Genomic DNA, 25,537 nt, shown 5'->3' on the forward strand with positions numbered 1-25,537 from the left:
ATTTTTTTGTTTCACGGCGCTGCAAGCTTGGAGAACGCTGTGGTGTCGTCGCCCTTCGGCCGTTGATCGCCGATCGGGCGGCCCTCGACCATATAGTGCACGGTTTCGGCAATGTTGGTCGCATGGTCGCCCATACGCTCGATGTTCTTGGCACAGAACATCAGGTGAATGCAGAACGTGATGTTGCGCGGGTCTTCCATCATGTAGGTGAGCAGTTCGCGGAACAGCGATGTGCAGAGCGCATCGATTTCCTCGTCGCCCTTCCACACCGTCATTGCGGCAGCGATGTCGCGGCCCGCATAGGCATCCAGCACGATCTTGAGCTGACTGAGCACCAGAGAGGCCATGTGCTCGACGCCGCGCAGAAGCTTGGTCGGCTGGAAGTCGCCTTCTATCGCGGTGACCCGCTTGCCGATGTTCTTGGCGAGATCGCCGATCCGCTCGAGATCGTTGGAGACGCGCAGTGCGGCGACGATCTCGCGCAGGTCGATGGCCATCGGCTGACGCCGTGCGATGGTGAGAATCGCCTTCTCCTCGATCTCGTGCTGCAACGAGTCGATGGTGGGATCAGAAGCGACGACGCGCATCGCGAGATCGAGATCGCGGCGGGTCAGCGCCTGGATGGAGTCCAGAATCTCACGTTCGGCCAAGCCGCCCATTTCCGAGACCTTGCGGGTCAGGTCCTGGAGATCGCTGTCGAATGCCTTGGCGGTGTGTTCGTTCATCATTTCGTTCACCTTCGCCATCAGCCGAAGCGGCCGGTGATGTAGTCCTGCGTCCGCCGATCGTTCGGCGCCGTGAAGATCTTGCTGGTGGTGTCGAACTCGATCAGTTCGCCGAGATACATGAAGGCGGTGAAGTCGGAGACGCGCGCCGCCTGCTGCATGTTGTGGGTCACGATCACGATCGTGTACTCGGACTTGAGCTCGTCCATCAGTTCCTCGATCTTGGCGGTGGAGATCGGGTCGAGCGCCGAGCACGGCTCGTCGAACAGGATGACCTCGGGCTTCACCGCGACGGTGCGCGCGATGCAAAGCCGCTGCTGCTGACCGCCCGAAAGGCTGAGGCCGTTGGCATTGAGCTTGTTCTTGACCTCTTCCCACAGCGCCGCACGCCGCAGCGCGCTTTCGACGCGGCCGTCGACCTCGCTTTTCGGCAGCTTCTCGTAAAGCCGGATGCCGAAAGCGATGTTCTCGTAAATCGACATCGGGAACGGTGTCGGCTTCTGGAACACCATGCCGATCCGCGCACGGAGCAAGTTCAGGTCCTGCCTGGGCGAGAGAATGTCCTCGCCGTCGAGAGTGACGTGACCCTCGGCGCGCTGGTGCGGATAGAGGTCGTACATCCGATTGAGGATGCGCAGCAGCGTGGACTTGCCGCAGCCCGACGGGCCGATGAAGGCGGTCACCTTGCCGGCGTAGAGCGGCAACGAGATGCTCTTCAGCGCCTTGTGGTCGCCATAGTAGAAGTTGAGGCCGCGGATCGAAATCCGCTCGGTCAGGCCCGCGGTGTCGATCGGCGCATGCGCGACCGTTGGCACTGACGGAGTTGCTGTTGCTACGTTCATGACGATTTTCTCGGTGTTGCAAGAGCTCGCGCGGTAATGCTGAGTGCAAGCACCGCGAAGGTGATGATGAGCGCACCGGTCCAAGCCAGCGCCTGCCAATCCTTGTAAGGGCTGAGTGCGAACTGGAAGATCACGACCGGCAAGCTCGACATCGGACCGTTGAGATTGCTGCTCCAGAACTGGTTGTTGAGTGCGGTGAACAACAGTGGCGCTGTTTCGCCGCTGATGCGCGCGATGGCCAGCAGCACACCGGTCACCATGCCGGCTTGAGCGGCACGATAGGCGATCCGCGTGATCATCAGCGAGCGTGGCAGACCGATCGAGGCCGCGGCTTCTCGCAGCGAATCCGGCACCAAGGTCAACATATCCTCGGTGGTGCGGACCACGACCGGGATCACGATCACGGCGAGCGCTATCGCGCCGGCCCAACCGGAGAAGTGCCCCATCGGGTAGACCACGACCTCATAGATGAAGAGGCCGATGACGATCGACGGTGCGCTGAGCAGGATGTCATTGATGAAGCGGACGATCGAGGTAAGCCGCGAGCGCCGGCCGTATTCGGCCATGTAGGTGCCGGCCAGGATGCCGATCGGGGTGCCAATGAGGACGGCGAGACCGGTCATCAGCAGGCTGCCCATAATCGCATTCAGCAGACCGCCGGCCGATCCCGGCGGCGGCGTCATTTCGGTGAACACCGCCAGCGACAGGCCGCTGAAGCCTTCCCACAGAAGCGAACCGAGGATCAGCACCAGCCAGCCGAGACCGAACGTGGTCGCGGTCAGTGACAGACCCATGGCTACGAGATTCTTGCGGCGGCGTCCGGCGAAGAGCGGATTCATGGCTGCTATCCGATCCGGCGCTCGATGCGCAGCAACAGGTAGCGCGCGAAAGAGAGCACGATGAAGGTGATGACGAACAGGATCAGGCCGAGCGCGATCAGCGACGACGTGTAGATGTCGCCGACCGCTTCGGTGAACTCGTTGGCGATGGTGGCCGAGATCGTGGTGCCGGGCGCAATGATCGAGGCCGAAACCTTGTGCGCATTGCCGATCACGAAGGTGACGGCCATGGTTTCGCCGAGCGCGCGGCCGAGCCCCAGCATGATGCCGCCGATGACGCCGACCCGGGTGTAGGGCAACACCACGTGGCGCGCCACCTCCCAGGTGGTGCAGCCCAGCCCATAGGCGGCCTCTTTCAGCACCGGGGGGACTGCCGAGAACACGTCGCGCGAAATCGACGTGACGAACGGGAGCACCATGATGGCGAGGATCAAGCCTGCCGTCAGCATGCCGATGCCGTAGGGCGGACCTTCGAACAGCGCCGACAGCACCGGCACATTGCCGAACACGCTGATCAGGAACGGCTGCAGCGAGTCCTGCAGGAACGGTGCGAATACGAACAGACCCCAGATGCCGTAGATGATGCTCGGAATGCCGGCGAGCAGTTCGATGGCGATGCCGATCGGGCGGCGCAGGAATTGCGGGCACAGCTCGGTGAGAAACATCGCGATCATCAGGCCAACCGGCACCGCGATCAGCATGGCGATGAAGGAGGTCACCAGCGTGCCGTAGATCGGCGCCAGCGCGCCGAAGTTCTCGGTCACCGGATTCCAGCGCTCACTGACCAAGAAGCCCGGACCGAATTTGCTGAGCGCGGGCCACGAGCCGATGATCAGCGAGATGATGACGCCGCTGAGCAGCAGCAGCACGAGGATCGCGGCCGCGCGCGTCAAACCGTGAAACGCGAGATCGCTGAACTTCAGCTTGGCCAGGACACGGGATCGATCCGCCGCCGGGCGGGTCCCGATTGCATCGGTCTGCAAAGCCAAATCAGCCACTGTTCGCCTCCCGGCAGGCTCCATGACTGACTCCCTCATCTGCAAGCGTTTTTGTTACGCCCGATTTGGAAGCCACTCAACTGTCGCGCCCACCGCGCACAAGTCGTTTTATTCTCTGGTCGAAAGGGAGAAGGCGCCGAATTCCCGGCGCCTTCTCTTGCTTCACGTCGTTAGTTCGAGAGGGCGAGGATCGGCTTGCCGTCCTTGTCCTTGATCTCCTTCGCCCACGACCGCTTGATCGCGTCGACGACCTTGTCCGGCATCGGAACGTAGTCGAGGTCCTCGGCCATCTTGTCGCCCTTGCCATAGGCCCAGTCGAAGAACTTGAGCGCTTCCTTCGAAGCGGCCGCATCCTGCGCCTGCTTGTGCATCAGGATGAAGGTCGCACCAGCGAGCGGCCAGGAGTCGGCGCCCGGCTCGTCGGTGAGCACAACGCCGAAGCCCGGGGTGGCTTCCCAGTTCGCATTGGCAGCGGCCGCCATGAACGACTTGGCGGTCGGCGTGACGGTCTTGCCGTCCTTGTTGACGAGCTTGGTGTTCGTCAGCTTGTTCTGCTTGGCGTAGGCGTATTCGACGTAACCGATCGAGCCCTTGGTCTGCGAGACGTTGTTGGCAACGCCTTCGTTGCCCTTCGCGCCGATGCCGACCGGCCACTCGACCGCGGTGTTGGCGCCGACCTTCGACTTCCAGTCCGCGCTCACCTTCGACAGGTAGTCGGTGTACAGGAAGGTCGTGCCCGAGCCGTCCGAACGGTGCACCACGACGATCGGCTGCGACGGCAGCTTGACGTTGGCGTTGAGCTTCTTGATCGCCGGATCGTCCCAGGTCTTCACGGTGCCGAGGAAGATGTTGGCGAGCGTCGCGCCATCGAGCACGACTTCGTCGGGCTTCACGCCTTCGATGTTGATGACCGGAACCACACCGCCCATCACGGTCGGGAACTGGGTCAGGCCATCCTTGTTCAGCTGCTCGCCCGAGAGCGGCATGTCGGAGGCGCCGAAGGTCACAGTCTTGGCGGTGATCTGCTTGATGCCGCCGCCGGAACCGATCGACTGATAGTTCAAGCCATTGCCCGACTCCTTCTTATAGGCGTCGGCCCATTTGGCGTAGATCGGATACGGGAACGTGGCGCCCGCTCCGGAAATATCGACGGCGTATGCCGATACCACCGACATGGCGGCCATGCCGCCCGCGGCGATAAGCGTTCTGATGTGCCTCACTGCTCTCTCCTGTTTGTCCTTGGAAACCAATCCCGGAAACGAAAGCCCAGAGCGCGGGGGGTCCAGGGTCCGCGGCTGTCGTCTTCGGTGATGTTCTTTCGATAATGACCGTCGCTTACGCAGGTTACGGGGCTGACCCGGTCGCGTGGCGTTCTGGCGCGCCAGCTCGATGCCCAGACGGTTTGTAATCGGCTCATGTCATCCTTGTATGATGGTTTTGTAACAACCGGATGACAGATCAAGTAATTGAAATAACAAGAAAAATTATCTCGGCAGCGGCAATGCACTCGATTGGAGACGAACTGTAAAAGTAGCCCCCTCGCCCTCTTTGCTGTCGATGGTCAGACGGCCCTGATGGCGGTTGAGGATGTGCTTGACCAGCGCCAGGCCAAGCCCGGTTCCGCCTTGCGCCCGGCTCTCGCCGACATCGACGCGGTAGAAGCGCTCGGTCAGCCGCGGCAGATGCTCCGCCGCGATGCCCGGGCCGTAGTCGCGCACGGATACCACCGCCTCGCCTTTGCCACCGGGCGTGTTGCCGGCGGCGCAGGCGATATCGATGCGCTTGCCGCTCGCGCCGTACTTCAAACCGTTCTCGATCAGGTTCTCGAACAGGCGAGTGAGTTCGTCCCGGTCGCCGAGCACGACGAGCGGCGTGGACGGCGCCGTGATTTCGACCTTCATGTCGCGATCCTGGGCCAGCGTCTGCAAGCCGTCCGCCACCTGGCGCACGATGGCCACCAGATCGACCGGCGTCTCGGGCCGCATATGCGCGCGCTGCTCGATGCGCGACAACGACAACAGGTCGTCGATCAGACGCGCCATGCGCCAGGCCTGCGTCTGCATGATGCCGAGAAAGCGGGCGCGTGCGTTGGGATCGTCACGCGCCGGGCCTTGCAGCGTGTCGATGAAGCCTGTGATCGCAGCGAGCGGCGTACGCAACTCGTGGCTGACATTGGCGACGAAGTCGGCGCGCATATCGTCGGCGCGGCGGATCGGCGTCAGATCGTGGACCGTGATGACCACGACACCCGCCCGGCCGGGGCCGTGACCGGCGCTCAGCGCGATCGGCGCGACAAACGCCTCCGACCAGCGCGGCGATGGCAATCGCGCGGAAAACTCGATGCGCTGGGCCTTGCCGGTGAGATTGGCGGCGCGGATGGCCTCCACCAACTCCGGCATGCGGAGCGCAATCGAAGCGGGCTCACCGCGTCGGAGCGCCGGCGCCAGCGCCGCGGCCTGGGGGTTAAAGGCAATGACGCGGCCGTCCTGATCGAGCACCGCCACCGGATCGGGCATGCCCGACACGACGGCATCGAGCAGGACGATCTCCGGGGGAGTGCTGACCGTATTCGACGATGGCACGTCGGTCGGCTCGGTGGCGCGTTCCTCGGCGCGAGCGCGCAGGAAACGACTCAGGCGGACCAGCCAGCCTTGTCCCGCGCCGCCATCATCGATCGCCGACATTACGGTTCCGCCCTTTGAAATGCAGGAGCAGCTCTCGCGTACCCAAGGTTATGAGCGCCAGCGTGAAAGGGAGGATGTAATAGAGCAGACGGAAGATCAAAAGGCCGGCCAGCAATTCTTCGGCATCGTATTGCCACAGCGCGATCAGCATGGCGGCGTCGAACACGCCGAGACCGCCGGGCGAATGGCTTGCGAAGCCAAGCAGCGTCGCAGTGATGAAAATCACCGCGATATCGACGAACATCATGTGCGGCTCGTTCGGCACCAGCACGTACATCGCGAGCGCGCAGCAACCGAGGTCGATGATGCCGATCAGGATCTGCAGCAGCGTCAGACGGCCGTTCGGCAGGAGAACTTTCCAGTTCTGCCGTCCGATCACCCGCGGCGTCCGCCACACCCAGCCGATGTAGCCGGCGAGGATCGCCAACGCCAACAGCCCCAGCACGCGATTGAGCCACAATGGCAACTGATCGATCGCGGCTGCCGCTTCCGGGTGATAGGCAAAACCAAAACCCAGCACCGTGACATTGCCGAGCCAGAAGGTCAGGCCCGCGATGAAGCAGATTTTCGCCACCTCGATGGCGTCGAGTCCCCAGGCCGAGTAAATGCGGTAGCGCACCGCGCCGCCGGTAAAGACGCTGGCGCCGACATTGTGGCCGACCGAATAGGAGGTGAAGCCCGCAAGCGCCGCGACGCGGTATGGGACGTCGCTTCGGCCGATCGCGCGCAGCGCAAAGAAGTCGTAGACCGTCAGCGTCACATATCCGAGCGCAACGAACAGCGCCGAAATCGCCACGTCGCGGTATTCCACCGTCGACATGGCGGTCAGCACCTTGCTGACGTTCATATTGTGCAGCTTGCGATACAGCACCACCGCAGCGACGGCGATGATCAGAACGCTGAGGATGATGCCGAGCCGGTGAAGACCGATTTTCTGCTCGAAAAAGCGCCCGAACGCGCGCAACCAATCCATTAATGGGCCCCAGGCCAATCCCCACCCCAGCAACGGTCGCTACTACCAGAACTTGGCCGATGACGCGAGCGTTCCGGCACCGCCATGCACGCGTTACCCCGAGGCCCGTGACCGGCTATGGTAACGCTCGCAACCGGGAGCTTTCGATGCAGCCGCTGACCTTCGCGCTGGGAAACTATGGCGTCACCAAGCCTATCAAGGATTCGGGCGGGCCGGCAGGCAAGGCATTGAGCCATCTGCGCTTCATCGAGGTCAGCCCGATCATCGCGGCGATGCGCCGCATGTGCCGGGGTCTCGAATTCGATATCTGCGAGATGGCGTTCACCACCTATCTGTGCGCCCGAGCGGTGGGCAAGCCGTTCACTGCCATCCCGGTGTTTGTAACGCGCAACTTCCACCACTGGGCGATCTTCATCAACACCAAGTCGGGCATCAAGGAGCCCAAGGACCTGGAAGGCCGTAAGGTCGGCGTCAATCGCGGCTATACGGTGACGACCGGGCTTTGGGCGCGCGGCGTCCTTCAGAGCGAATATGGCGTGGACCTCGACAAGGTCACCTGGGTGCCGACCGACGACGAGCATGTCGCGGAATTCGAGGCGCCGAACAACGTCGACTACAGCTTCCGCGGCGCAAAGATGCAGGAGCTCTTGCTGTCCGGCAAAATCGACGCGGCGATCGGCGAGGTCGGCGTCGACGCCCCGGAGGTGAAGCCACTGTTGCCAAATGCCCGGGCAGATGCCTTCGGCTACTTTCGCAAGACCGGCATCTATCCGATCAACCACGGCGTGGTGATCAAGGATTCGGTGCTGAAGGAAAAACCGGGCATTGCCGACGAACTCTACCGCGCCTTCGAGGCCGCCAAGGCCGAATACCTGAAGAACCTGGACAGGACCGAAGCCACGACATCGTGGGACGCCGCCGCCAAGGTGAACAAGGAGGTGGTCGGCGATCCGTTTCCGTTCGGCATCGAGCCGAACCGCAAGGCGCTCGAGGCGATCACCCAGTTCGCCGTGGATCAGAAGATGGTGCCGCGAAAGTTTACGGTCGAAGAACTGTTCGTTCCGGCGGCCTGACCGGCTGCCCCTACCTGCCGCGCTGCCTGGCCGCTTGCTATCATGCCTGCACGAGCCGGCGAAGAAGCGGCACGCTGCGAGGGAGAAGCGAGATGGATGATGGCAACCATGACGTTGCAAGGCGGGCGGTTCTGATGACGGCGGGCGCAGGTCTCAGTGCAGGACTTGGTGCGGGCCTCGTTTCCAATCTGGCGCAAGCCGAAGGCGTAACGGCTGCCGCGGCCGGCGAAGCCTCGGTCTGGAGCCAGGAGTATTGGGCCGAAAAGAACGGCGTGAAGCTCAATCTCTGGCGTAAGCGCGTTGGCGCGCCGAAGGCTGGCGAAAAGCCCTTGCCGATCCTGTTCCTGGTGCACGGCTCGTCGAACTCGACGCGCTCGTCCTACGATCTCATCATGCCGCCGGGCAAAGGCGAATACTCGCTGATGAACGTCATGGCGCGCGAGGGCTACGACGTCTGGACCATGGACCACGACGGCTACGGTTATTCTGGCAGCTCCGGCAACAATTCGGACATCGCAAGCGGCGTCGAGGACCTCAAAGCCGCGATGCCGGTGATCCAGAAGGAGACCGGCATCAGCAAGATGCATATGTACGGCACGTCGTCAGGCGCGATCCGGGCTGGCGCCTTTGCGCAGGCCAAACCTGAGCATGTCGAGCGGCTGATTCTTTCGGCCTTCACCTACAAGGGCACCGGCGCCGATGAGATCGCGCGGCGCAGAAAACGGATCGATGAGTATCGCGCCAATCCGCGACGAAAACGCGATGCCGAGATGATCCGCTCGATCTTCACCCGCGACGGCCATCCCGGCTCGACCGATCCGGGTGTGCCCGACGCGATCATCGCGATGGAAATGAAGTTCGGCAATACGATTCCGACCGGCACCTATCTCGACATGGCGGCAAACCTGCCGCTGGTCGACCCGAAAAAGGTGCCCGCACCGGTGCTGATGATCCGCGGCGAATGGGACGGCAACTCGACCAATGAGGACCTGCTGGACTTTTACGCGCAACTGCCGAACGGCGACCGGCAGTTCGTGATCCTGCCGAACACCTCTCATAGCATCGGCTATGGCAAGAACCGGCACCTGCTCTGGTACGCGATCAAGAATTTCCTGGCCGCGCCGGCAACGATCGCGTCGTAGCCGCTGTTATTCCGGGGCGCGCGTAAGCGCAAACCCGGAATCCAGACAAGCACGCAGTCCCGATCGTAGTGGATTCCGGGTTCGCGCCTTTCGGCGCGCCCCGGAATGACGGCACCGATCAAACCGACTGCGCTTCCAGCTCTTCGCCGACCCGAAGCGGATGCGCCATGGTCTCATGCAGCGCCTTGGCGTCGAGTTCGCCCTCCCAGCGGCTCATGACCACGGTGGCAACGCCATTGCCGACCAGGTTGGTGAGCGCGCGGCATTCGCTCATGAATTTGTCGATCCCGAGCAGGATCGCGATCGACTGAACCGGAATGTCCGGAATGACCGCGAGCGTCGCGGCGAGCGTCACGAACCCCGCGCCGGTGACGCCTGAAGCGCCCTTCGACGTGATCATGGCGATCGCCAGGATGCCCATCTCCTGGCCGAGCGTCAGCGGCGTGTTGGTGGCCTGCGCCAGGAACAGCGTCGCAAGCGTCATGTAGATGTTGGTGCCGTCGAGGTTGAAGCTGTAGCCCGTGGGAATCACCAGTCCCACCACCGACTTCGAGGCGCCGAGATGCTCCATCTTTTGGATCATGTGCGGCAGCACGGTTTCCGAAGACGACGTGCCGAGCACGATCAGCAATTCATCCTTGATGTAGGCGATGAACCGCAGGATCGAGAAGCCGGCAAAATGCGCAATGGTGCCGAGCACCACCAGCACGAACAGGATGCTGGTCAGATAGAAGGTCGCGATCAGCGCCGCGAGATTGGCGAGCGAGCCGATGCCATAGGCGCCGATGGTGAAAGCCATGGCGCCGAAGGCGCCGATCGGCGCGACGCGCACGATCATCCCGATGATGCCAAAGAACAGTTTGGCGGCTGCGTCGATCGCGGCATTGATCTTCTGGCCGACCTCGCCCAGGCGCGCGATGACCAAGCCCGACAGGATGGACACCAGCAGCACCTGAAGCAGATCGCCGCGCGCCAGCGCGCCGAAGAAGCTGTCCGGGATGATCCCCATCAAATGCGCGACGATGCCCTCCTCCTTGGCGCGGGCGACGTAGCTTGCCACCGCCTTGGGATCGAGGGTCGACGGGTCGATATTGAAGCCCTTGCCGGGTTGCAGCACCTCGCCGACCAGGAGCCCGATCGCCAGCGCCAGCGTCGACACTGCCTCGAAGTAGAACAGCGTTTTGATGCCGATACGGCCGACCTTCTTGAGGTCGCTCATCGAGCCGATGCCGTGCACCACGGTGCAGAAGATCACCGGCGCGATCATCATCTTGATCAGCGCGATGAAGCCATCGCCGAGCGGCTTCATCGCCACGCCGGTCTTCGGAAAGTAATGACCGATCGCGATGCCGATGGCGATCGCGATCAGAACCTGGATGTAGAGAACCTTGTACCAAGGACGGGAGCTGGTCACGGAGGATGCCTTCGTTTTCGACGAAGCCACCCCACCACAATCGCGAAGCTATTTCGACAGGAAAAACTCCCGCAATGCACGATAGGTCTCTTCGGGAGCCTCCTCCGCCAAGTAGTGGCCGCAAGGCAAGGCCGCGGTGCCACGGATGTCCGTGGCGTAATCCTTCCAGACCTCGGCCGGCTTGTGATTGCGGCCGACGGCGCCGGTCGCCCCCCAGAGGATCAACGCGGGGCAGGTCATCTTGCGGCCCGCCGCGAAGTCGATCTTGTCCATCTCGAAATCCACGCCGTACGTCGCGCGGTAGTCCTCGCACATCGCGTGCACGGTCGCGGGATTGCGGAAGCAGCGCTTGTACTCTTCCAGCGCCTCTTTGCCGAAGAAGCTCAGGCCGGCCTTGCTCTTGGAGAGCTTGGTGGTGATGAAGAAATCCGGATCGGCACTCATCAACCGTTCGGGCAACGGCTCCGGCTGGATCATGAACAGCCAGTGATAGGACGCCTTGGCCCATTCCCGGGTCATGTGCGTGTAGAGATTGTGCTGCGGGATGATGTCGAGGATCGCGGCGCGCTGGACCTTGTCCGGGTGATCGAGCGCCATGCGGTGCAGCACGCGGGCGCCGCGGTCATGACCGGCGGCCATGAACTTGTTGAAGCCCAGCGAGGCCATCACCTCGACCTGGTCCTGTGCCATGGTGCGGAACGAATAGCCGGAGTGATCCTCGCCGCCCGGCGGCTTCTCGCTGTCGCCATAGCCGCGCAGATCGGTCGCGACCACGGTAAATTTCTCGGCGAGCCGCGGCGCGATCTTGTGCCAGGACAGATGCGTAAAAGGATTGCCGTGCATCAACAGCAGCGGCGGGCCCTTGCCGCCATGCACCGTGACGATTTTCGCGCCACTGGTCTTGATCTCGGTGCGGGTGAAGCCTTCCATCATTTTTGCGATCTCCCTAGCAGTCGCAGGGAGTGTCGGACATCACCGCGGCAGGCTCAAGCTGGGGATCGCCTCAAGGCCGCAGATAGACGTAACCCTGCGATTGCAGTTCCGCTATGCGCACCACGCCACCGGCCTCCGCGACCACAAAGCCCGGAATCAAATCCTTCAGCGTCACCTCCTGCGCCTTCATGGTGTTGTTGCAGGCGGTGAGCTGCAGGCCCAGGCGGGAGAAGTCCGCAATGCGCTTGATGGATTCGGGACTTGCCGTGGCGAGTTGAAAGCCCTTCAGCGCCGGCCCGTGCACCACCAGCGCTATCGTGACATTGGCGTGACCGCCGGCGCCTTCATAATGGTTCTTGATGTTGCCGAGCACGAAGCCGACCTTATCGAGATCGGTCAGGTGGTAGACAACCTTCGACTTGTCTGGCGTGGTCGTTGCTGCAGCATCAGCGGGTTTCGCGCTTACGGCAAAGAGCCCACCCGCGGCCGCCGTCACCGCCGCCAGTATTCCACGCCTGTCCATCCGCTCGCCCCCTGATCTTGAACTATCGGACCGCACTCACCCGTTTCTTCGCTTGCGCCATCATCTCAGCAAGCTCGTCACGGTCTTCCGCCAGAGACTTACACATCTCCAGCGGCGCGCGATCAAGACGGAACACGCGATCGTCGGCGCCGCCCTCCAAATAAAATCCCTCCTCACTGGGCTTCTTGTAGTTCCAGATGCGGACCGAACCGACCCGGACGATCGTGGATTTCGCATCGGCACTGAGTTCCACATCGACGCCGCCGCCTTCACAATCGACGTTACAGCCGAGATGCTCCTGGCCGTTCTCGCCTTCAGACATCTTGGCGTGACCGCAGCCGCCGCCTGAGGAGAAATTCTCCGGCCGGTTGCGAAGCTTCACCCCGAGCGAGAACGAATGATTGAGGACGCCGTCCTCCGGATCCCGCTCGGCAGTGACCAGCAGCTTCATTGCTGTGACCTTCTGCGCGTGATGCCTGGCGAGATGGTTGCGATCGTATTCGCGCACGAAGCAGGCGAAGGTTTTCTTCTGCTGGGTGACATCGGTCGCATAAAGCTTGTTGGCGAACGCCTCGTCCGGCTTGGGCTGTGCCTTGGTCTCCTCGGCGCGCACCACCTGGCTGGCTGCCGTCAAAAGAACCGACGCGGCCATCACCGCCATCCACCGGCGTGACATGGGAAATCTCCGAGCCAAAGGCGCCGATCCAGACTGCGGACGGCTCCGGTCATTGGTCGGAGACAAGGCCGAAAAGGTTCAAACTCCTGGGTTTTCGGGCTTCTGGGTTTTCGGGCTTATTGGCTGCCCGCGAGGCCCGCCCTGCGGACCACATCGCCCCAGCGGACGATCTCCTTCTTGACGAAAGCCGAGACTTCGTCGGGCGTGCCGGTCAGCGCCGGACCGATGCCGCGCCGTTCCAGCTCCTGGATCACCGCAGGATCGCTGAAGATGGCGTGAACCTCGCGGTTAAGCTGGTTGACGATTGCGGGCGGCGTCGCGCCCGGCGCGAGCAGCATCTGCCAGGACGCGGACTCGAAGCCCGGCACGGTTTCCGCCACCGTCGGGATATCCGGCGCAGCGGGGCTCCGTTTGGCCGTGGTCACCGCGATACCACGGACCGTGCCCTGCTGGATGAACGGCAAAGTCGAGGTGGTGTCGCCGAACAGGAGCTGGATCTGGCCCGCGATCAGATCGTTCATCGCCGGCGGCGTCCCCTTGTAGGGCACGTGCGTCATGTGAATCCCGGCGAGGCTTTGCAGCAGCTCGGTGCTGAGATGATGCATCGAGCCCGGGCCGCCGGAGCCGTAATTCAGACTGTTCGGCTTCGCCTTGGCGGCAGCGATGATGTCGGCCACCGACTTGAACGGCGAATTGGCGGCAACCACCAGGAAGAACGGCGACGACGACAGCAGCGCCACCGGCACAAGATCCTTCAACGGCTCATAGGGCAATTTCTTGCTCATGGTCACGTTGATGGCCATGGTCGAGCTCGTACCCTGCATCAGCGTGTAGCCGTCGGGCGCAGCACGCACCACCTGCATCGCGGCGAGCGTGGTGCTGGCGCCAGGACGGTTCTCGATGATGAACGGCTTGCCGAGGCGCTCTTCGAGCTTCTGCGCCACGAGGCGCGCCAGGAGGTCCGAGCCGCCACCGGCGGTGAACGGCACATAAATGGTGACCTGACGTGCGGGATATTGCTGCGCCTGCGCGGGCAGCGTCAGCGCAGCGAAAATGGCCAGAGCCCAAACGCCCATCCGCATCATCGCCTCCCTGCGTTGCCGCCTGTCATCGCGGCAGCTGACGCATTGTGAATTCGCCGAGCGCTTTTAAGCCTGCTGCTCGGCGCCGATCATCGCGTTCAGCATGCGTCGCGCCTGAAGCTGCGCGGCGTCCGCCGTGACGTGCACCAGACCATCGAGCGTGCCGCCGGTCCGGTTGGTCTGCACGGCCTCCAGGAACTCCACGTCCTCCATGAACGTCGCCTTCGAGCCGTCGAACAGCAGCTTCGACATCTGCTGGTCGTCGAGGCTGAAGTCGCGGGCGAAGCAGAACATGTAGTGGCTGGAATGCTCGGTCTCCGGGGTGATCAGGTGGCTCGACCAGATCGAGATGCCCTGGCTGCGGTCGCCCTCCGGCGCGCCGGTGCCGGTCTTGGCGCAGCCGACATCGAGATAGACGATGCCCGGCGGATGCCAGGTGGCGTGCTGCCAGCGGTCGACCTTGCCGGTGAAATTGCCGGCCTTGGCGAACAGCGGCGGCGGCACGAAATCGATCATCCAGCGGCCGACGCGGACGCCGTCGTTCAGGCGCTCGGTCTTGGTCGGCGTCGTCGCCTCGCGCGGATCGCCCGCCAGCGTCTTCCGGTGCACGTAGCTGACGTGAGTGAGATCGAGCAGATTGTCGATGATGAACTGGTAGTTCGATTTCACATAGAGATTGCCCGGCGTCGTCGCCCACTTCGGATCGGACAGCCACGGCATGTCCGGAACCTTCGATGTGTCGGCCTTGTCCGGATCGCCCATCCAGATCCAGACCACCTTGTTCTTCTCGTGCACCGGATAGCTGCGCACCTTGGCGCCGGATGGCACGTCCGTCTGCCCCGGCACCTCGACGCACTTGCCGTTCACGTCGAACTTCAGACCGTGATAGCCGCAGGCAAGGTTCGCGCCCAAAACCTCGCCGAGCGACAGCGGCGCGGCGCGATGGCAGCAGCAGTCTTCGAGGGCGCCGACTTCGCCGCGGTCGTTCCGGAACAGCACGACCTTCTCGTTGAGGAAGGTCTTGCCGACCGGCTTGTCGGTCAGCTCGTGAGACCAGATCGCCGAGTACCAACCGTTGCGCAGGAACATTCTTGCCTCCAATCCGAAGACGCGGCCGACCGGATGTTATCGCGGCAGCGGATGCTGTTCGAGGTATGTCTGGTATTCCGGCTCCACATCGATCTGCAATGTGCCGAGCAGACGCACCACGGCGTTGTAGAACGCAATCGCCAGCGTCAGATCGATGACATTCTCGCGGCCAAGCGCCTTTTCCAGCGTCGCGAAGGTCTCATCCGACATGGCGAGATCGTTGGTCATCTCGCGTGCCGCGCGCAGCACCGTCTTGGCGAGTGGATCGAGCTTGGTCGGACGGCCCGCGGTTTCTTCGCCAATGGCACGGATATCATCATCGGAGACGCCGAACTCGCGGCCGAGCTTGACGTGGTGCGAGTATTCGTAGGGCGATTTCGCCAGATACCCCACCTGCAGGATCGCGAGCTCGCGCAGCCGCGGATCGAGCTTGCTCTTGTGGCGGATGTACGTCGCAAGCCCGGTCATGGCCCGCGCCGCGTTCGGACTGTTGGCCATGGCGCGGTTGAGCGCGATCGGCCGCGACAGGATGTCCTGGTGCTCCGGCGGCAGGTCGGATTGATCGAGGTAAGGCACGCGGGCCATGTCTGATGCTCGCTCTCTGACTTAAGGTCTGTGCTTTCGGAATCTTACTCGTCTTTGGCCTGGCCGGGCCGCGTGGGCGTCTCGGGCAGGAGCCCGCGGCGCTGGCGCTTCAGCGTTTCGCGGCCGGTCTCCTCCCAATCGCCCGCCGTGGTGCGGCGCGCGTAAGTCTCCCAGGTGTCAGTCCAATCGTCGAGCGTGTAGCCGTGCCATGGCGCCTGCACGTTGAGCGGCGGCAGGCCGAGTTCCTCCCACAACGCGCGGGCATGCTCCATGTAGGGCTTGGTCGGCAGCGCGAGCGGCGGCATGGCGCGCTTGCGCGTGGCGTCGACCAGAAGCCCTGAGTCGGTCTTGTTGCCCGAGTACTGCGCGCCCTGCACACCGCCGCGGTTGGGCACGATGTGCATGTCCTCGATCGGGTTGGTGCGATAGGCGAGCGACCACAGCACCGCGTCCATGCTGCTCGGGTCGATGTCCTCGCTCACCGCGATGACGATCTTGCCGCAGTTCGACTGCAGCGTGGAGGCGCCCTGCAGGCCGCGCCACACCTCGGTGCGCGGCGCACCGGCGGCGAACTGCAAAAAGATCACCGGCCGCAGGTTCGTCAGCCGCTCATGCATCACGACGCGGCGGATGCCCTTGATGCCGAGATTGGTCTTCAGGTGCGCGAGGAACAGCGGCTCGTAGGCGACCTTCTTGATGACGCTCGATTCGGAAGGCGTCACCTGGCTGATGATCTGGGTGAAGACCGGCTTCTTCTTGTGGGTAATCGCCGTCACTTCGATCGGCATGTTGTAGGCTTCGAGCGCCACATAGCCGTTGCTCTCGCCGAACGGCGCCTCGGGCTCGAGCACGTCAGGATCGATCAGGCCCTCGATGACGATCTCGGAATCCGCCGGCACCTCAAGGTCGACGGTGCGGCACCGCGTCATGCGGATCGCCTGGCCAACCGCGCCGCCCGCCACCGCCATCTCATCCATGTCGACGGCGAGCTTCTGCGGACCGGTGAACATCACGATCGGCGCCGCGCCGATGACGACCGCGATCGGCATCTTCTGCTTGCGCTCGCGATACTTCAGCCAATGCAGAAAGCCACCGGCGCCGGTTGCCTCGCGCGCCACCATGCGCGCCGCCATGCGGTCGGCCGCCTTGAGGCCGACCCGATACATGCCGAAGTTCTGCACCTTGCTGTCCGGATCGCGCGTGACGCAGAGCGTCGCCGTGAGGTAGGGCGCGGCGTCGAAGCCCGGCGTCGACACCGGCACCGGCAGGAATTTCACGCCTTCGGTGCGCAGCGTATCACCCGTGATGACGACCTCTTGGCATGGGGCGTCGTTGGTGAGCACCGGGGGGATCGGATGTGCGATCGCCTCCATCCAGGCTTCGCCGATCTCCGCGACCGGACGTCCCATGCCGCGGGCATAAATCTCAGGCGACGCCGCGAGAGCGCCGACCACCACCGGCATGTCGTAGCGCCGGCCTTTGCTGTCGATGACGTTCGTGAACAGAAACGCGCGGCGCTGCTCCTCCGGCACGCCACCGATGAACTGCCAGCGCACCAGCGGTCCGAGCTCGGTGTCCTTGTTGATCGGCCGGTCGATCCGCGTCAGCAGCCCTGCGGCTTCGAGATCGGCGAGGTGCTGCTGCAGATCGAGTCGCGGCGCGGAATGGCGCGCGGCGGAATTCTTCGCCGTATCGGACTTGTCGAGCATGGTTGTTCTTCCTTGGGCTTTGTTGGGTTGACGCTAGCACGAACCGAAATCAAGCTGGGCTTAAAATGCGGGAGTGCCGCATGACAGAACAACCAACAGCCTTGCGAGGAAACGTGACCGACCGAGCCAACGATCCGGCCTTCATCTATTTCCCCACCAACTACCGCTGGTCGATGGGCCTGCTGCTGTGTCTGTCGGCGGCGCCGTCGGGCGGCGCGGAGATCGACGAGATCAACCGCATCGGCCGCGCGCTGAAGGACAAGGTCGGCGACGACAATGCGTGGCTCGAGGAATGGGCCCGCATGGGCGACATCGTCGAGGCGCGTGGCCGCGACGCCGAGAAGAAGGGACACAAGCTCACCGCCGCCGGATGCCTGATGCGCGCGGCGCACTACTATCAGATCGGCGAGCGCTTCCTGCAGCACGGGCCACGCTCGGCCGCGATCTACAAGAAGGCCGTGAAGTCGTTTGCCGACGGCGCCACGATGCTGAATCGGCCACGGATCGAATCGGTCGAGGTGCCGTATGGCGACAAGACCCTGCCGGCGCTGTTCGTGCATCCGGCGCCGGAGGCGGCGGGCGGCAAGCCCGCACCTGCGATGGTGTTCTTCGACGGTTTCGACATCACCAAGGAGATTCAATACTTCAAGGGCGTGCCGGAGCTTGCGGCGCGCGGCATCGCCTGTTTGATCGTCGATGGCCCGGGCAACGGCGAGAGTGTGCGCTTCCGCAATCTGCCGCTGATTGCCGAGACGGAGAAATACGGCACTGCGGCTTACGAGTATCTGGCGAGCCGCAAGGAGGTCGATCCGAAACGAATCGGCGTGATGGCGATTTCGCTCGGCGGTTACTACGCGCCGCGCGCGGCCTCGCTGGAGCCGCGCTACGCCTGCTGCATCGCCTGGGGCGCGCAGTGGGACTATTACGAGACGTGGCGGCACCGCTTCGAGCTTCTCGATTCCGGCAAGCTGCCGTCGCTGTCGGTGCCGCCGGAGCATCTGATGTGGGTGTTCGGCGTCAAGACCCGCGACGCGGCGATGAAAATCCTCGAGGGCTTCCGGCTCGACGGCATCGTGCAAAAGATGCGTTGCCCGTTCCTGCTGGTGCATGGCGAAGGCGACGAGCAGATCCCGCTCGCGGTCGCGCAGAAGTGCTTCGACGCGGTCGGTTCGAAGCAGAAGCTTCTGAAGGTGTTCACCCGCGAGGAAGGCGGCTTCCATCACTGCCAGGTGGACAACGTGACCATCGGCACCAACTTCATGTGGAACTGGGCGGCCGATGTGCTGAAGCCGGGAACGTGAGTTTGCAGCACGGTCGAGCGCGTCTTCATCAATGAAGGTGGTCGTTGCCCCCAGGCAAGTGCGGGCTATAGCGCCTCCATCAACAAGGGTGGTCGTCACCCCCGCGCTCGACGCGGGGGTCCATACGGTGACGCAACGACGCACACTCTTACGACTGCCTTTGCCGCGGCCGCTCATGGATTGCCGGGTCAAGCCCGGCAATGACACCGCCTTGGGTTGGGGGCGGCGAAATCCTGATTCAATTGTCAAACAGCCCGCGCTTGCGTGCATCGCTTCAACATCCATGCAGGCGTGATTCATCACCCCCTTCAAAGCAGGCGCGGGGCCAGCGCCTCTATCCTTCTTTGTCCCTCACATGAGTGAGGGAGCGGAGCGCCGGTCAGCGCCACGCCTACGTTGAGCACCCTTGCGAGGGGTGCCCGCGTGCCTTGCGGCACGCACGCCTTCCGGCGCTCCACCGCGGCGATTTTTTGCGCGGCCATCGAAAGAGTGCACCCCGGAGGGACGGACCCTTATCCAGGCCATGTTGCCATGACCCTTCATCCGGACACCCTGCCCTTGCGGGCGGCCCCCTCTTTAGCGGGGGCGGTCGATGGCGGAACACCCTGGGACATGGGTACGAACCACGCCTGCAGGCGCCACACCCTGCTCCGCCAACCAGACGTCCCTAGAAGACGCCCTCAACGAGCAAGGCAGAATCGCGTCTACTCGTGATTTGCGGGAATGCAAAGCGAAAAATTCGGCGGTTGAGCCATCGACGCAGCTCACGATGCTTAGTGAAAATTCCGGCCCTTGGGCATGACCTTGGCCGCATGCTCGACTGCGGCCATGTGCTCCAGCGCAGGCTTGTTCTTGGCAAGCCGCACGAAGGAATCGCCCGAGCGCGGATGACGGAAGCGATCCGGATTGTCGGCACGCGCCATGTCTGCCGGCGACAATGTTTGGCGCGGATGCCGCCACGATCCCTGCACCGGACGCTTGACCTCGTCGACCGGCAAGGTCGGATCGATGAGTTGCGCTTCTTCGGACAGGCGAAGCAGCAAAGGCGAAAGATCAATGAAGCTTTCGCCGACAATGTGAATGACGCTCTTTTCGTTTTGCACGAGACCGCTCACGCCGATCAGCCGCGAGCCCATGACGATCGGACGAAAGCGCTCGAAGGTGCGCGGCCAAAGAATCGTGTTGGCGATGCCGGTTTCGTCTTCCAGCGTCATGAAAATCGCATTGCCGACGCCAGGGCGCTGACGAACCAGCACGAGACCCGCAATCGTGACGCGGTGACCATTGGGAATTTCCGGCAACCGGCCGTGCGGCACGATGCCTTGCGCATCGAGATCGGCGCGAAAGAACGACACCGGATGCGCGCTGAGCGACAGATGCAGATGACGATAGTCCTCGATCACCTGCTGACCCGGCGGCATGGACGGCAGATGCGCGTCGGGCTCCCGCTCCGGCATTGCCGCCTGCGCGAACAGCGGCAGGTCGTCCTTGTCGCCCGCGCGGCGTAGCGCCTTCACGGCCCATAACGCATCGCGCCGCGTGAGCCCGAGCGAGCGGAAGGCATCGGCATGGGCCAGCCGTTCCAGCGCCTTCGGCGGCAGGCCAGTCCGCAGCCAGAGATCGCGAACGGAGTCGAAGCCTTCGCGGCGGACTTGCTCGATGGTCTTGCCCCATTCCTCGGAAAATCCATCGATCTGCCGAAAGCCCAGACGAAGCGCGTAGCGGGTCCGGAGATCGTCAGCCATCGAGGTATGGCGCGCATGGAGCGTGCCTTGGGGCCGGTCTTCGAGAGTGCAATCCCAGTTCGAGTGATTGACGTCCGGCGGACGCGCTTCAACGCCATGCTCCTGCGCATCGCGCACCAACTGCGCCGTGGCATAGAACCCCATCGGCTGGCTGTTGAGAATCGCCGCGGCAAACACATCGGGGTAATGGCATTTGACCCAGGCCGACGCGTAGACGAGGTTGGCAAAGCTTGCCGCGTGGCTCTCCGGAAATCCGTAGCTGCCGAAACCTTCGATCTGCTGCCAGCAGTTGGCTGCAAAGGCTTTGTCGTAACCGCGTACGACCATCCCATCGATGAACTTGTTACGAAAGCGGTCGATGGTGCCCACGCGCTTGAATGTGGCCATCGCGCGCCGCAGACGGTCGGCTTCGCCGGGCTCGAATCCCGCGCCGACAATGGCAATCCGCATGGCGTGCTCCTGGAACAACGGCACGCCCAGCGTTTTTCGCAAAATATTTTCCAGCTCCGGGGACGGATAGACAATCGGATCCAAGCCTTCGCGCCGGCGCAGATAAGGATGCACCATGTTGCCCTGGATCGGGCCGGGCCGGACGATCGCAACTTCGATCACCAAATCGTAGAATTCCTTGGGTTTGAGCCGCGGCAGCATCGACATCTGGGCGCGGCTTTCGATCTGAAACACGCCGATGGTGTCGGCACGTTGAATCATCCGGTATGTCGCACCGTCTTCGTCTTGCATGGAAAGATCGCGCGGCTCGTCGTAGTGCGATTTGAGAAAATCGAAGGAGCGCTTGAGACATGACAGCATGCCGAGCGCCAGCACATCGACCTTGAGCAGGCCAATCGCTTCGAGATCATCCTTCTCCCATTCGATCACGGTGCGGTCATCCATCGCCGCATTCTCGATCGGCACGACCTCGTCGAGCCGCGAACGGGTGATGACGAAGCCGCCGACGTGCTGGGAAAGATGGCGCGGCGCGCCGATCAGCTCCTCCGCGAGTTGCATCGCCTGCTTCAAGCGCGGATCGGAAGGATCGAGCCCGGAGCGCCGCGCCTCCTGTTCGGAAACGCCGCTCGACGACCAGCCCCACAAGGTCTTGGCGAGCGCCGCGATGGTGTCTGCCGAAAGCCCGAACACCTTTCCCACCTCGCGGATGGCGCTGCGGCCGCGATAGCAGATCACCGTCGCGGCGAGACCGGCCCGCTCGCGGCCGTATTTCTCGTAGATGTGCTGGATGACCTCTTCGCGGCGCTCATGCTCGAAATCGACGTCGATGTCAGGCGGCTCTCGCCGCTCCGCCGAAACGAAGCGCTCGAACAAGAGATCAATCTTGGTCGGCTCGACATCGGTAATGCCCAGACAGAAACAGATCACCGAATTGGCCGCTGAGCCGCGGCCCTGGCAGAGAATGGGGTCCGGCAAGGATCGGGCAAATTTGACGATCTCATCCACAGTGAGAAAGAACGGCGCGTATTTGAGCTCGCCGATCAGCCGAAGCTCTTCGCTGAGGGCGTGGCGGACTTTTTCGGGCACCTGATCGCCATAACGGCGCTTCAGCCCGGCTTCGGCGAAAGCGACAAGCGCCTCCTGCGGAGTGGCATAGCCCTGCCGGGTCTCGTCGGCGTATTCGGTCGCGCGCAATTCTTCGAGCGAGAAGTTGCAGCGGCTGAGAAAGCGCTGCGTTTCGCGAATGGCCTTCGGCACGCGGCGAAACATGCGCGCCATTTCATCCGGTGTTTTCAGATGACGTTCCGCATTGGCTTCAAGCCGGCGGCCCGCCTCTTCTAAGGTCAGATGCTCGCGAATGCAGGTCACCACGTCCTGCAAAGACCTGCGCTCGGCCGCATGGTAGAGCACGTCGTTGATGGCGATCAGCGGGACGAAAGTGCTGTCGGCGATACTGGCCAGACGCTCAAGACGGCGCACATCATCGCCGCGATAAAGCATGCCGGCCGCGAGCCATACCGAGCGCGGCGCAGCTTCCTTCAGTTGAGCGAGAAGCGCGCCAAGCCGCTCGGCATGGATTCGCGGCGGCGGCACGACAATGAGATTGAGGCCTTCAATATGATCCAGAAGATCCGGTAGCCAGAGCGTGCAGCAGCCTTTTTCGGCGCGCCGCTTGCCCGCCGAAAGCAATCGCGTGAGCCGACCCCATGCCGCGCGGTCTCGCGGATAGGCGAGGATGTCGGGCGTGTCATCGGCGAAGACCAGTCTCGTTCCAACAGCCAATTTGAACGGGGTTGGCTTGAATTCCTCAGGAAGGTCTTTCCTGGCCGCATTGTCCCAAGCCTCCTTCTCGTCATCGACGAAAGCCCTGATTTGCGTCAGCGCGCGGACGACTCCTGCGACGCTGTTGCGGTCCGCAATGCCGATGCCGGCATGTCCCAGCCTTTTCGCCTCGAAGACCAGCTCTTCGGGATCGGACGCGCCGCGCAAAAAAGAGAAATTGGTGGTGACGGCCAACTCGGCATACGCAGACATCGGAGACACTCACGCGAACAATCCGTGCAGGAACCATTTCGGGGACTTCACCTCGCCAAAAAGCCCCTCGCGGTAGAGCCAGGCGCGCATGCCGTCATCGCTTTCGACCCGGAAATAATCGCGCGTCAGCTTGTTGCCGCGGTCATCTCGCCACCACTCCATCGCGATGCGCTCGGGGCCTTCCACCTTCACGACATGATGGGTGACGTGCCGCCAGTCGAAGCGGGCCGGCGGGCCGTCCGGCACCTGGGCCACGGCCTCGATGCGTTCCGGCCATTCGAAGAGCCGGACAGGGCGCGTGGGCGCGACAGAATCCTGCGGCCAGTCGTCACCGCTCGTCTTCGGAACATGGAACGACGCCGGCGCATGCGCCGGCACCGCGGCCACCGCATATTCCGGAATGTGCGTGTCCTGCGGCACGAGCCGCGTGATGCGGCGCAGCCCAAAGCGCGCGCCGAGCCGGTCGACCAGATGCGCGATCTCCTCGCGATCGTCGGCGGACGCGAGCCCCGATTGCACCGGATCGCAGCGCTCGGCCGTGAGCGTGGACAGCCGCACCATGTCGTAGCCGAAGCCCGGATCGCAGGCATCGCCGAGCGCCGCGAGCCGCTCCGTGAACAGCCTGCGCACCCGCGCCGGATCGCGCAGGGGCGCGCCGGTGCCGAGTTCGAGCCGGTGCACCTTGCCGTCGGCGCGGAACAGCACCAATTGAAACAGCCGGCCGCCTTCGCCGCGCCGCTCCAGAATGGTGGCGAGCTGCCGCGCCAGATATTCGACGGTGCCGAGCACATCCTCCTCGCGCGCGATCGGATCGGCAAAGCGCTGCTCGGCCATCGCGGCCGGCACCGGCAGCCGCGGCCGAATCGACTCTTCGGCGCGGCCGAGCGCCTGATCGAGCCGCAGCAGCAATCCCTTGCCGAAGCGCGCCGCAAACGGCGCGCGCGGCCGGCAGGCGAGATCGGCAATGCGAACGAGACCGGACGTCTTGAGGTCCGCGACGGTGCCGGCGTCGATGCGCAGCGCCGCGATCGGCAGCGGCAGCACCGCCGCCTCGGTCTCAGCCTTCGGCACGATGCCCTGTTCGCCATAACGCGCCACCGCCCAGGCGGCGCCGGGCGTGTCCGCGACGGCAACGCGCGCCGCAAAGCCCTGCCGGCGAAGCCGCATCAGGAGGTCGCGCGCCAGCGCCGCCTCGCCCTTGAACAGATGCGCGCAGCCGGTGATGTCGAGGAACAATCCATCCGGCGAATCGAGACCGACCAGCGGCGTGTAGCGGTCGCACCAGTCGGCGACGGCTTCGAGCAGCTTGCGGTCGGCTTCGAAATCCGCCTCGAACACCGGCAATGACGGATACATCGCACGTGCGTCGGCGAGCGGCATGTCGGTCTTCAGCCGCAGCCGGGCTGCGGCGTCGTTCAGCGCGACGATGCGCTGGGCCTGCTCGATGGTGGCGACGACGACATACGGGCTGTCGGGCGCCGGTCCGTTACCCTGCGCGGGCAATAGCCGCGCGATGCGGTCGGTCGAAAGCCGGCGCAGCCACACCGACAGGTACCGCTGATTGGAAGGCACGCTCATGATGGTTCCACTCGATGATCCACCGGCCGGACGGTCCGCGCCGGTTTTTGCGAAGCGAAAGGTCGAAACGGGTGCGGCCAAGGCCGCCGACGAGACCGCCCAGGCGGTCGGGCAGGCTCGGCGCCGTGGCGATCTCCCATCGGGTCGCCGCAGCGCTCGGCTCGGCGGTGGCGCGATGGCGGATCAGGAGGCCCAGGCCGGACACGCGGTCGCTCACGCCGTCGCGGGCGGCGAGCGAAAGCCTGCGCGTCGCCGTGAGGTCGGCCTCCGTGCCCTCCCCGGTCAGTTCCGCGATGACGCAGCCCAGCGCGCGGCACCGGAGCGCGTCCTCCATGGCGAGGAGCACGTCGGCGGGACGAGGAACCCGCAGCATCAGAAGCCGCGACAAAGGGAGCCCGAACAGGTCGAGGCCGGGACCATAAGGTCCGCCGCCCTCGCTCATGGCGAAATCGGTGGCGATCCAGAGCACTTCGCCGCCGGCCCGGGCTGCGGCGGCCATGGCGAAGCCGCTTGTCGCCGCGAGATGGCCCGGCTTGCCGGGAGCAAGCTCATGGAGCGCGCCACAGGCGAGTCCGCCGCCCAGGACCGCGTCGACCGGATCGAGCAACCGAAGCTCCCGGTTCTCCTCGGGCAGCGCCGGCTTCAGGTGCGGGTCGATTTCCGCAATCTTTTCGCGGAGATGCGCCAGGATGGGCTGGGATGCGACCGGGCCCATGGGAATCCTCTATGTTCGTGTTTTGTTCTAATAGATTCCCAATCCGTTCTCAGCTGTCAAGCAGACTCTCGCTGTAAATTTCGTGTCCTGAAATCAACAGATTGACTTAAAGCCGGAATTTCACGGAACGCGGGTTTTCAAATGAAACCAAATAGCGCGATGTGCATTTTTGCACATGAACCTGTTGTGTCGCCCGAACGTCTAAAATCCATGATCACTTCTGACTTCCTTCGTCGCCAGGCTGAAAACTGCCTCCGGATCGCCCGGAGCTGCTTTGACCTGGGCAGCGCCGAACGCCTCCGCCTGATGGCCACCGAGCTTCACGCCAAGGCCGATGAGATCGACCGCCGGGACCTGCCCTCGCGTCTGGCATCGGCCGGCGCGCCCTCTTTCCAGGGCAACGATCGCTAGACAGCCCAGCCGGATT

The 25,537-nt window shown here is 63.6% G+C and carries 22 protein-coding genes; 4 read left to right on the top strand and 18 right to left on the bottom strand.

Annotated features, from left to right (window positions below):
- Positions 1-11: 11 nt before the first annotated feature.
- The 7 genes from phoU to RHPLAN_RS34790 all read right to left on the bottom strand — a co-directional run bounded on the left by phoU (position 12) and on the right by RHPLAN_RS34790 (position 7,061).
- Positions 12-728 carry a phosphate signaling complex protein PhoU gene (phoU, locus tag RHPLAN_RS34760; protein WP_068032309.1) on the bottom strand — a complete coding sequence of 239 codons (717 nt, stop codon included), beginning with the start codon at positions 726-728 and terminating at the stop codon, positions 12-14.
- Between the two features lie 17 nt (positions 729-745).
- The gene (gene pstB, locus RHPLAN_RS34765) at positions 746-1,567 is read right to left on the bottom strand and encodes a phosphate ABC transporter ATP-binding protein PstB (protein WP_068028571.1); all 822 of its coding nucleotides are present in this window, start codon (positions 1,565-1,567) and stop codon (positions 746-748) included.
- Positions 1,564-2,406, bottom strand: coding sequence for a phosphate ABC transporter permease PstA (gene pstA / locus RHPLAN_RS34770; protein ID WP_068028575.1), 843 nt, complete (start codon positions 2,404-2,406; stop codon positions 1,564-1,566). The genes pstB and pstA overlap by 4 nt, the downstream gene beginning before the upstream one ends.
- A gap of 5 nt (positions 2,407-2,411) precedes the next feature.
- Positions 2,412-3,428, bottom strand: a complete 1,017-nt coding sequence (pstC, locus tag RHPLAN_RS34775; protein ID WP_157100678.1) for a phosphate ABC transporter permease subunit PstC — start codon at positions 3,426-3,428, stop codon at positions 2,412-2,414.
- Positions 3,429-3,574: 146 nt separating this feature from the next.
- Positions 3,575-4,588: a phosphate ABC transporter substrate-binding protein PstS gene (pstS, locus tag RHPLAN_RS34780; protein WP_068028581.1), complete on the bottom strand. Its 1,014-nt coding sequence runs from the start codon at positions 4,586-4,588 to the stop codon at positions 3,575-3,577.
- Between the two features lie 300 nt (positions 4,589-4,888).
- A complete protein-coding gene (locus RHPLAN_RS34785) occupies positions 4,889-6,088 on the bottom strand; it encodes an ATP-binding protein (RefSeq protein ID WP_068028583.1) in 1,200 nt (399 codons plus the stop codon).
- The gene (locus RHPLAN_RS34790; protein ID WP_068028586.1) at positions 6,072-7,061 is read right to left on the bottom strand and encodes a lysylphosphatidylglycerol synthase domain-containing protein; all 990 of its coding nucleotides are present in this window, start codon (positions 7,059-7,061) and stop codon (positions 6,072-6,074) included. The genes RHPLAN_RS34785 and RHPLAN_RS34790 overlap by 17 nt, the downstream gene beginning before the upstream one ends.
- Before the next feature lie 146 nt (positions 7,062-7,207).
- Between RHPLAN_RS34790 and RHPLAN_RS34795 the strand changes: the two genes are divergently transcribed.
- Positions 7,208-8,134, top strand: coding sequence for an ABC transporter substrate-binding protein (locus tag RHPLAN_RS34795; protein ID WP_068032311.1), 927 nt, complete (start codon positions 7,208-7,210; stop codon positions 8,132-8,134).
- Between the two features lie 92 nt (positions 8,135-8,226).
- Complete coding sequence (locus RHPLAN_RS34800; RefSeq protein ID WP_068028590.1) at positions 8,227-9,276, top strand: alpha/beta hydrolase; 1,050 nt, start codon at positions 8,227-8,229, stop codon at positions 9,274-9,276.
- A gap of 118 nt (positions 9,277-9,394) precedes the next feature.
- Here the strand turns inward: RHPLAN_RS34800 and RHPLAN_RS34805 are convergent, their stop codons facing one another.
- From RHPLAN_RS34805 to RHPLAN_RS34840, 8 genes are all read right to left on the bottom strand, one after another.
- Positions 9,395-10,690 (bottom strand): dicarboxylate/amino acid:cation symporter, encoded by a 1,296-nt coding sequence (locus tag RHPLAN_RS34805; RefSeq protein ID WP_198164624.1) that lies wholly within the window; start codon positions 10,688-10,690, stop codon positions 9,395-9,397.
- A 48-nt stretch (positions 10,691-10,738) separates the two neighbouring features.
- A complete protein-coding gene (locus tag RHPLAN_RS34810; RefSeq protein WP_068028597.1) occupies positions 10,739-11,623 on the bottom strand; it encodes an alpha/beta fold hydrolase in 885 nt (294 codons plus the stop codon).
- A gap of 70 nt (positions 11,624-11,693) precedes the next feature.
- Positions 11,694-12,146 (bottom strand): DsrE family protein, encoded by a 453-nt coding sequence (locus RHPLAN_RS34815; RefSeq protein WP_068028600.1) that lies wholly within the window; start codon positions 12,144-12,146, stop codon positions 11,694-11,696.
- 22 nt (positions 12,147-12,168) lie between these two features.
- On the bottom strand, positions 12,169-12,822 hold the full coding sequence (locus RHPLAN_RS34820; protein ID WP_157100679.1) for a hypothetical protein: 654 nt from the start codon (positions 12,820-12,822) through the stop codon (positions 12,169-12,171).
- Between the two features lie 116 nt (positions 12,823-12,938).
- Positions 12,939-13,904 carry a Bug family tripartite tricarboxylate transporter substrate binding protein gene (locus tag RHPLAN_RS34825; protein WP_198164625.1) on the bottom strand — a complete coding sequence of 322 codons (966 nt, stop codon included), beginning with the start codon at positions 13,902-13,904 and terminating at the stop codon, positions 12,939-12,941.
- A gap of 66 nt (positions 13,905-13,970) precedes the next feature.
- Positions 13,971-14,993 (bottom strand): aromatic ring-hydroxylating dioxygenase subunit alpha, encoded by a 1,023-nt coding sequence (locus tag RHPLAN_RS34830; RefSeq protein WP_068028607.1) that lies wholly within the window; start codon positions 14,991-14,993, stop codon positions 13,971-13,973.
- A 36-nt stretch (positions 14,994-15,029) separates the two neighbouring features.
- On the bottom strand, positions 15,030-15,578 hold the full coding sequence (locus tag RHPLAN_RS34835) for a carboxymuconolactone decarboxylase family protein (protein ID WP_068028612.1): 549 nt from the start codon (positions 15,576-15,578) through the stop codon (positions 15,030-15,032).
- Positions 15,579-15,622: 44 nt separating this feature from the next.
- Positions 15,623-17,287 (bottom strand): UbiD family decarboxylase, encoded by a 1,665-nt coding sequence (locus RHPLAN_RS34840; RefSeq protein ID WP_068028615.1) that lies wholly within the window; start codon positions 17,285-17,287, stop codon positions 15,623-15,625.
- Positions 17,288-17,400: 113 nt separating this feature from the next.
- Between RHPLAN_RS34840 and RHPLAN_RS34845 the strand changes: the two genes are divergently transcribed.
- Entirely contained in the window at positions 17,401-18,588 is a 1,188-nt protein-coding gene (locus tag RHPLAN_RS34845) for an alpha/beta hydrolase family protein (RefSeq protein WP_198164626.1), read from the top strand.
- A 773-nt stretch (positions 18,589-19,361) separates the two neighbouring features.
- Here the strand turns inward: RHPLAN_RS34845 and RHPLAN_RS34850 are convergent.
- From RHPLAN_RS34850 to RHPLAN_RS34860, 3 genes are read right to left on the bottom strand one after another with little or no spacing between them, the layout of a single operon-like run.
- Positions 19,362-22,817, bottom strand: a complete 3,456-nt coding sequence (locus RHPLAN_RS34850) for an error-prone DNA polymerase (protein WP_068028621.1) — start codon at positions 22,815-22,817, stop codon at positions 19,362-19,364.
- A 9-nt stretch (positions 22,818-22,826) separates the two neighbouring features.
- Positions 22,827-24,395, bottom strand: coding sequence for a Y-family DNA polymerase (locus RHPLAN_RS34855; protein ID WP_084246184.1), 1,569 nt, complete (start codon positions 24,393-24,395; stop codon positions 22,827-22,829).
- Complete coding sequence (locus tag RHPLAN_RS34860) at positions 24,304-25,110, bottom strand: ImuA family protein (protein WP_068028625.1); 807 nt, start codon at positions 25,108-25,110, stop codon at positions 24,304-24,306. The genes RHPLAN_RS34855 and RHPLAN_RS34860 overlap by 92 nt, the downstream gene beginning before the upstream one ends.
- Positions 25,111-25,251: 141 nt before the next feature.
- Here RHPLAN_RS34860 and RHPLAN_RS34865 point away from each other — a divergent pair, with 141 nt between their 5' ends.
- Positions 25,252-25,521: a hypothetical protein gene (locus tag RHPLAN_RS34865; RefSeq protein ID WP_157100680.1), complete on the top strand. Its 270-nt coding sequence runs from the start codon at positions 25,252-25,254 to the stop codon at positions 25,519-25,521.
- The last annotated feature ends 16 nt before the right edge of the window (positions 25,522-25,537 follow it).

The sequence above is a fragment of the Rhodoplanes sp. Z2-YC6860 genome, assembly GCF_001579845.1.
GTDB lineage: Bacteria > Pseudomonadota > Alphaproteobacteria > Rhizobiales > Xanthobacteraceae > Z2-YC6860.

What these genes read in the sequence shown, in the direction of transcription:
- phoU (WP_068032309.1), bottom strand. Translation starts at nt 728, where the DNA reads ATGATGAACGAACACACCGCCAAGGCATTCGACAGCGATCTCCAGGAC.
- pstB (WP_068028571.1), bottom strand. Translation starts at nt 1,567, where the DNA reads ATGAACGTAGCAACAGCAACTCCGTCAGTGCCAACGGTCGCGCATGCG.
- pstA (WP_068028575.1), bottom strand. Translation starts at nt 2,406, where the DNA reads ATGAATCCGCTCTTCGCCGGACGCCGCCGCAAGAATCTCGTAGCCATG.
- pstC (WP_157100678.1), bottom strand. Translation starts at nt 3,428, where the DNA reads ATGGAGCCTGCCGGGAGGCGAACAGTGGCTGATTTGGCTTTGCAGACC.
- pstS (WP_068028581.1), bottom strand. Translation starts at nt 4,588, where the DNA reads ATGGCCGCCATGTCGGTGGTATCGGCATACGCCGTCGATATTTCCGGA.
- RHPLAN_RS34785 (WP_068028583.1), bottom strand. Translation starts at nt 6,088, where the DNA reads ATGTCGGCGATCGATGATGGCGGCGCGGGACAAGGCTGGCTGGTCCGC.
- RHPLAN_RS34790 (WP_068028586.1), bottom strand. Translation starts at nt 7,061, where the DNA reads ATGGATTGGTTGCGCGCGTTCGGGCGCTTTTTCGAGCAGAAAATCGGT.
- RHPLAN_RS34795 (WP_068032311.1), top strand. Translation starts at nt 7,208, where the DNA reads ATGCAGCCGCTGACCTTCGCGCTGGGAAACTATGGCGTCACCAAGCCT.
- RHPLAN_RS34800 (WP_068028590.1), top strand. Translation starts at nt 8,227, where the DNA reads ATGGATGATGGCAACCATGACGTTGCAAGGCGGGCGGTTCTGATGACG.
- RHPLAN_RS34810 (WP_068028597.1), bottom strand. Translation starts at nt 11,623, where the DNA reads ATGATGGAAGGCTTCACCCGCACCGAGATCAAGACCAGTGGCGCGAAA.
- RHPLAN_RS34815 (WP_068028600.1), bottom strand. Translation starts at nt 12,146, where the DNA reads ATGGACAGGCGTGGAATACTGGCGGCGGTGACGGCGGCCGCGGGTGGG.
- RHPLAN_RS34820 (WP_157100679.1), bottom strand. Translation starts at nt 12,822, where the DNA reads ATGTCACGCCGGTGGATGGCGGTGATGGCCGCGTCGGTTCTTTTGACG.
- RHPLAN_RS34825 (WP_198164625.1), bottom strand. Translation starts at nt 13,904, where the DNA reads ATGCGGATGGGCGTTTGGGCTCTGGCCATTTTCGCTGCGCTGACGCTG.
- RHPLAN_RS34830 (WP_068028607.1), bottom strand. Translation starts at nt 14,993, where the DNA reads ATGTTCCTGCGCAACGGTTGGTACTCGGCGATCTGGTCTCACGAGCTG.
- RHPLAN_RS34835 (WP_068028612.1), bottom strand. Translation starts at nt 15,578, where the DNA reads ATGGCCCGCGTGCCTTACCTCGATCAATCCGACCTGCCGCCGGAGCAC.
- RHPLAN_RS34840 (WP_068028615.1), bottom strand. Translation starts at nt 17,287, where the DNA reads ATGCTCGACAAGTCCGATACGGCGAAGAATTCCGCCGCGCGCCATTCC.
- RHPLAN_RS34850 (WP_068028621.1), bottom strand. Translation starts at nt 22,817, where the DNA reads ATGTCTGCGTATGCCGAGTTGGCCGTCACCACCAATTTCTCTTTTTTG.
- RHPLAN_RS34855 (WP_084246184.1), bottom strand. Translation starts at nt 24,395, where the DNA reads ATGAGCGTGCCTTCCAATCAGCGGTACCTGTCGGTGTGGCTGCGCCGG.
- RHPLAN_RS34860 (WP_068028625.1), bottom strand. Translation starts at nt 25,110, where the DNA reads ATGGGCCCGGTCGCATCCCAGCCCATCCTGGCGCATCTCCGCGAAAAG.
- RHPLAN_RS34865 (WP_157100680.1), top strand. Translation starts at nt 25,252, where the DNA reads ATGAAACCAAATAGCGCGATGTGCATTTTTGCACATGAACCTGTTGTG.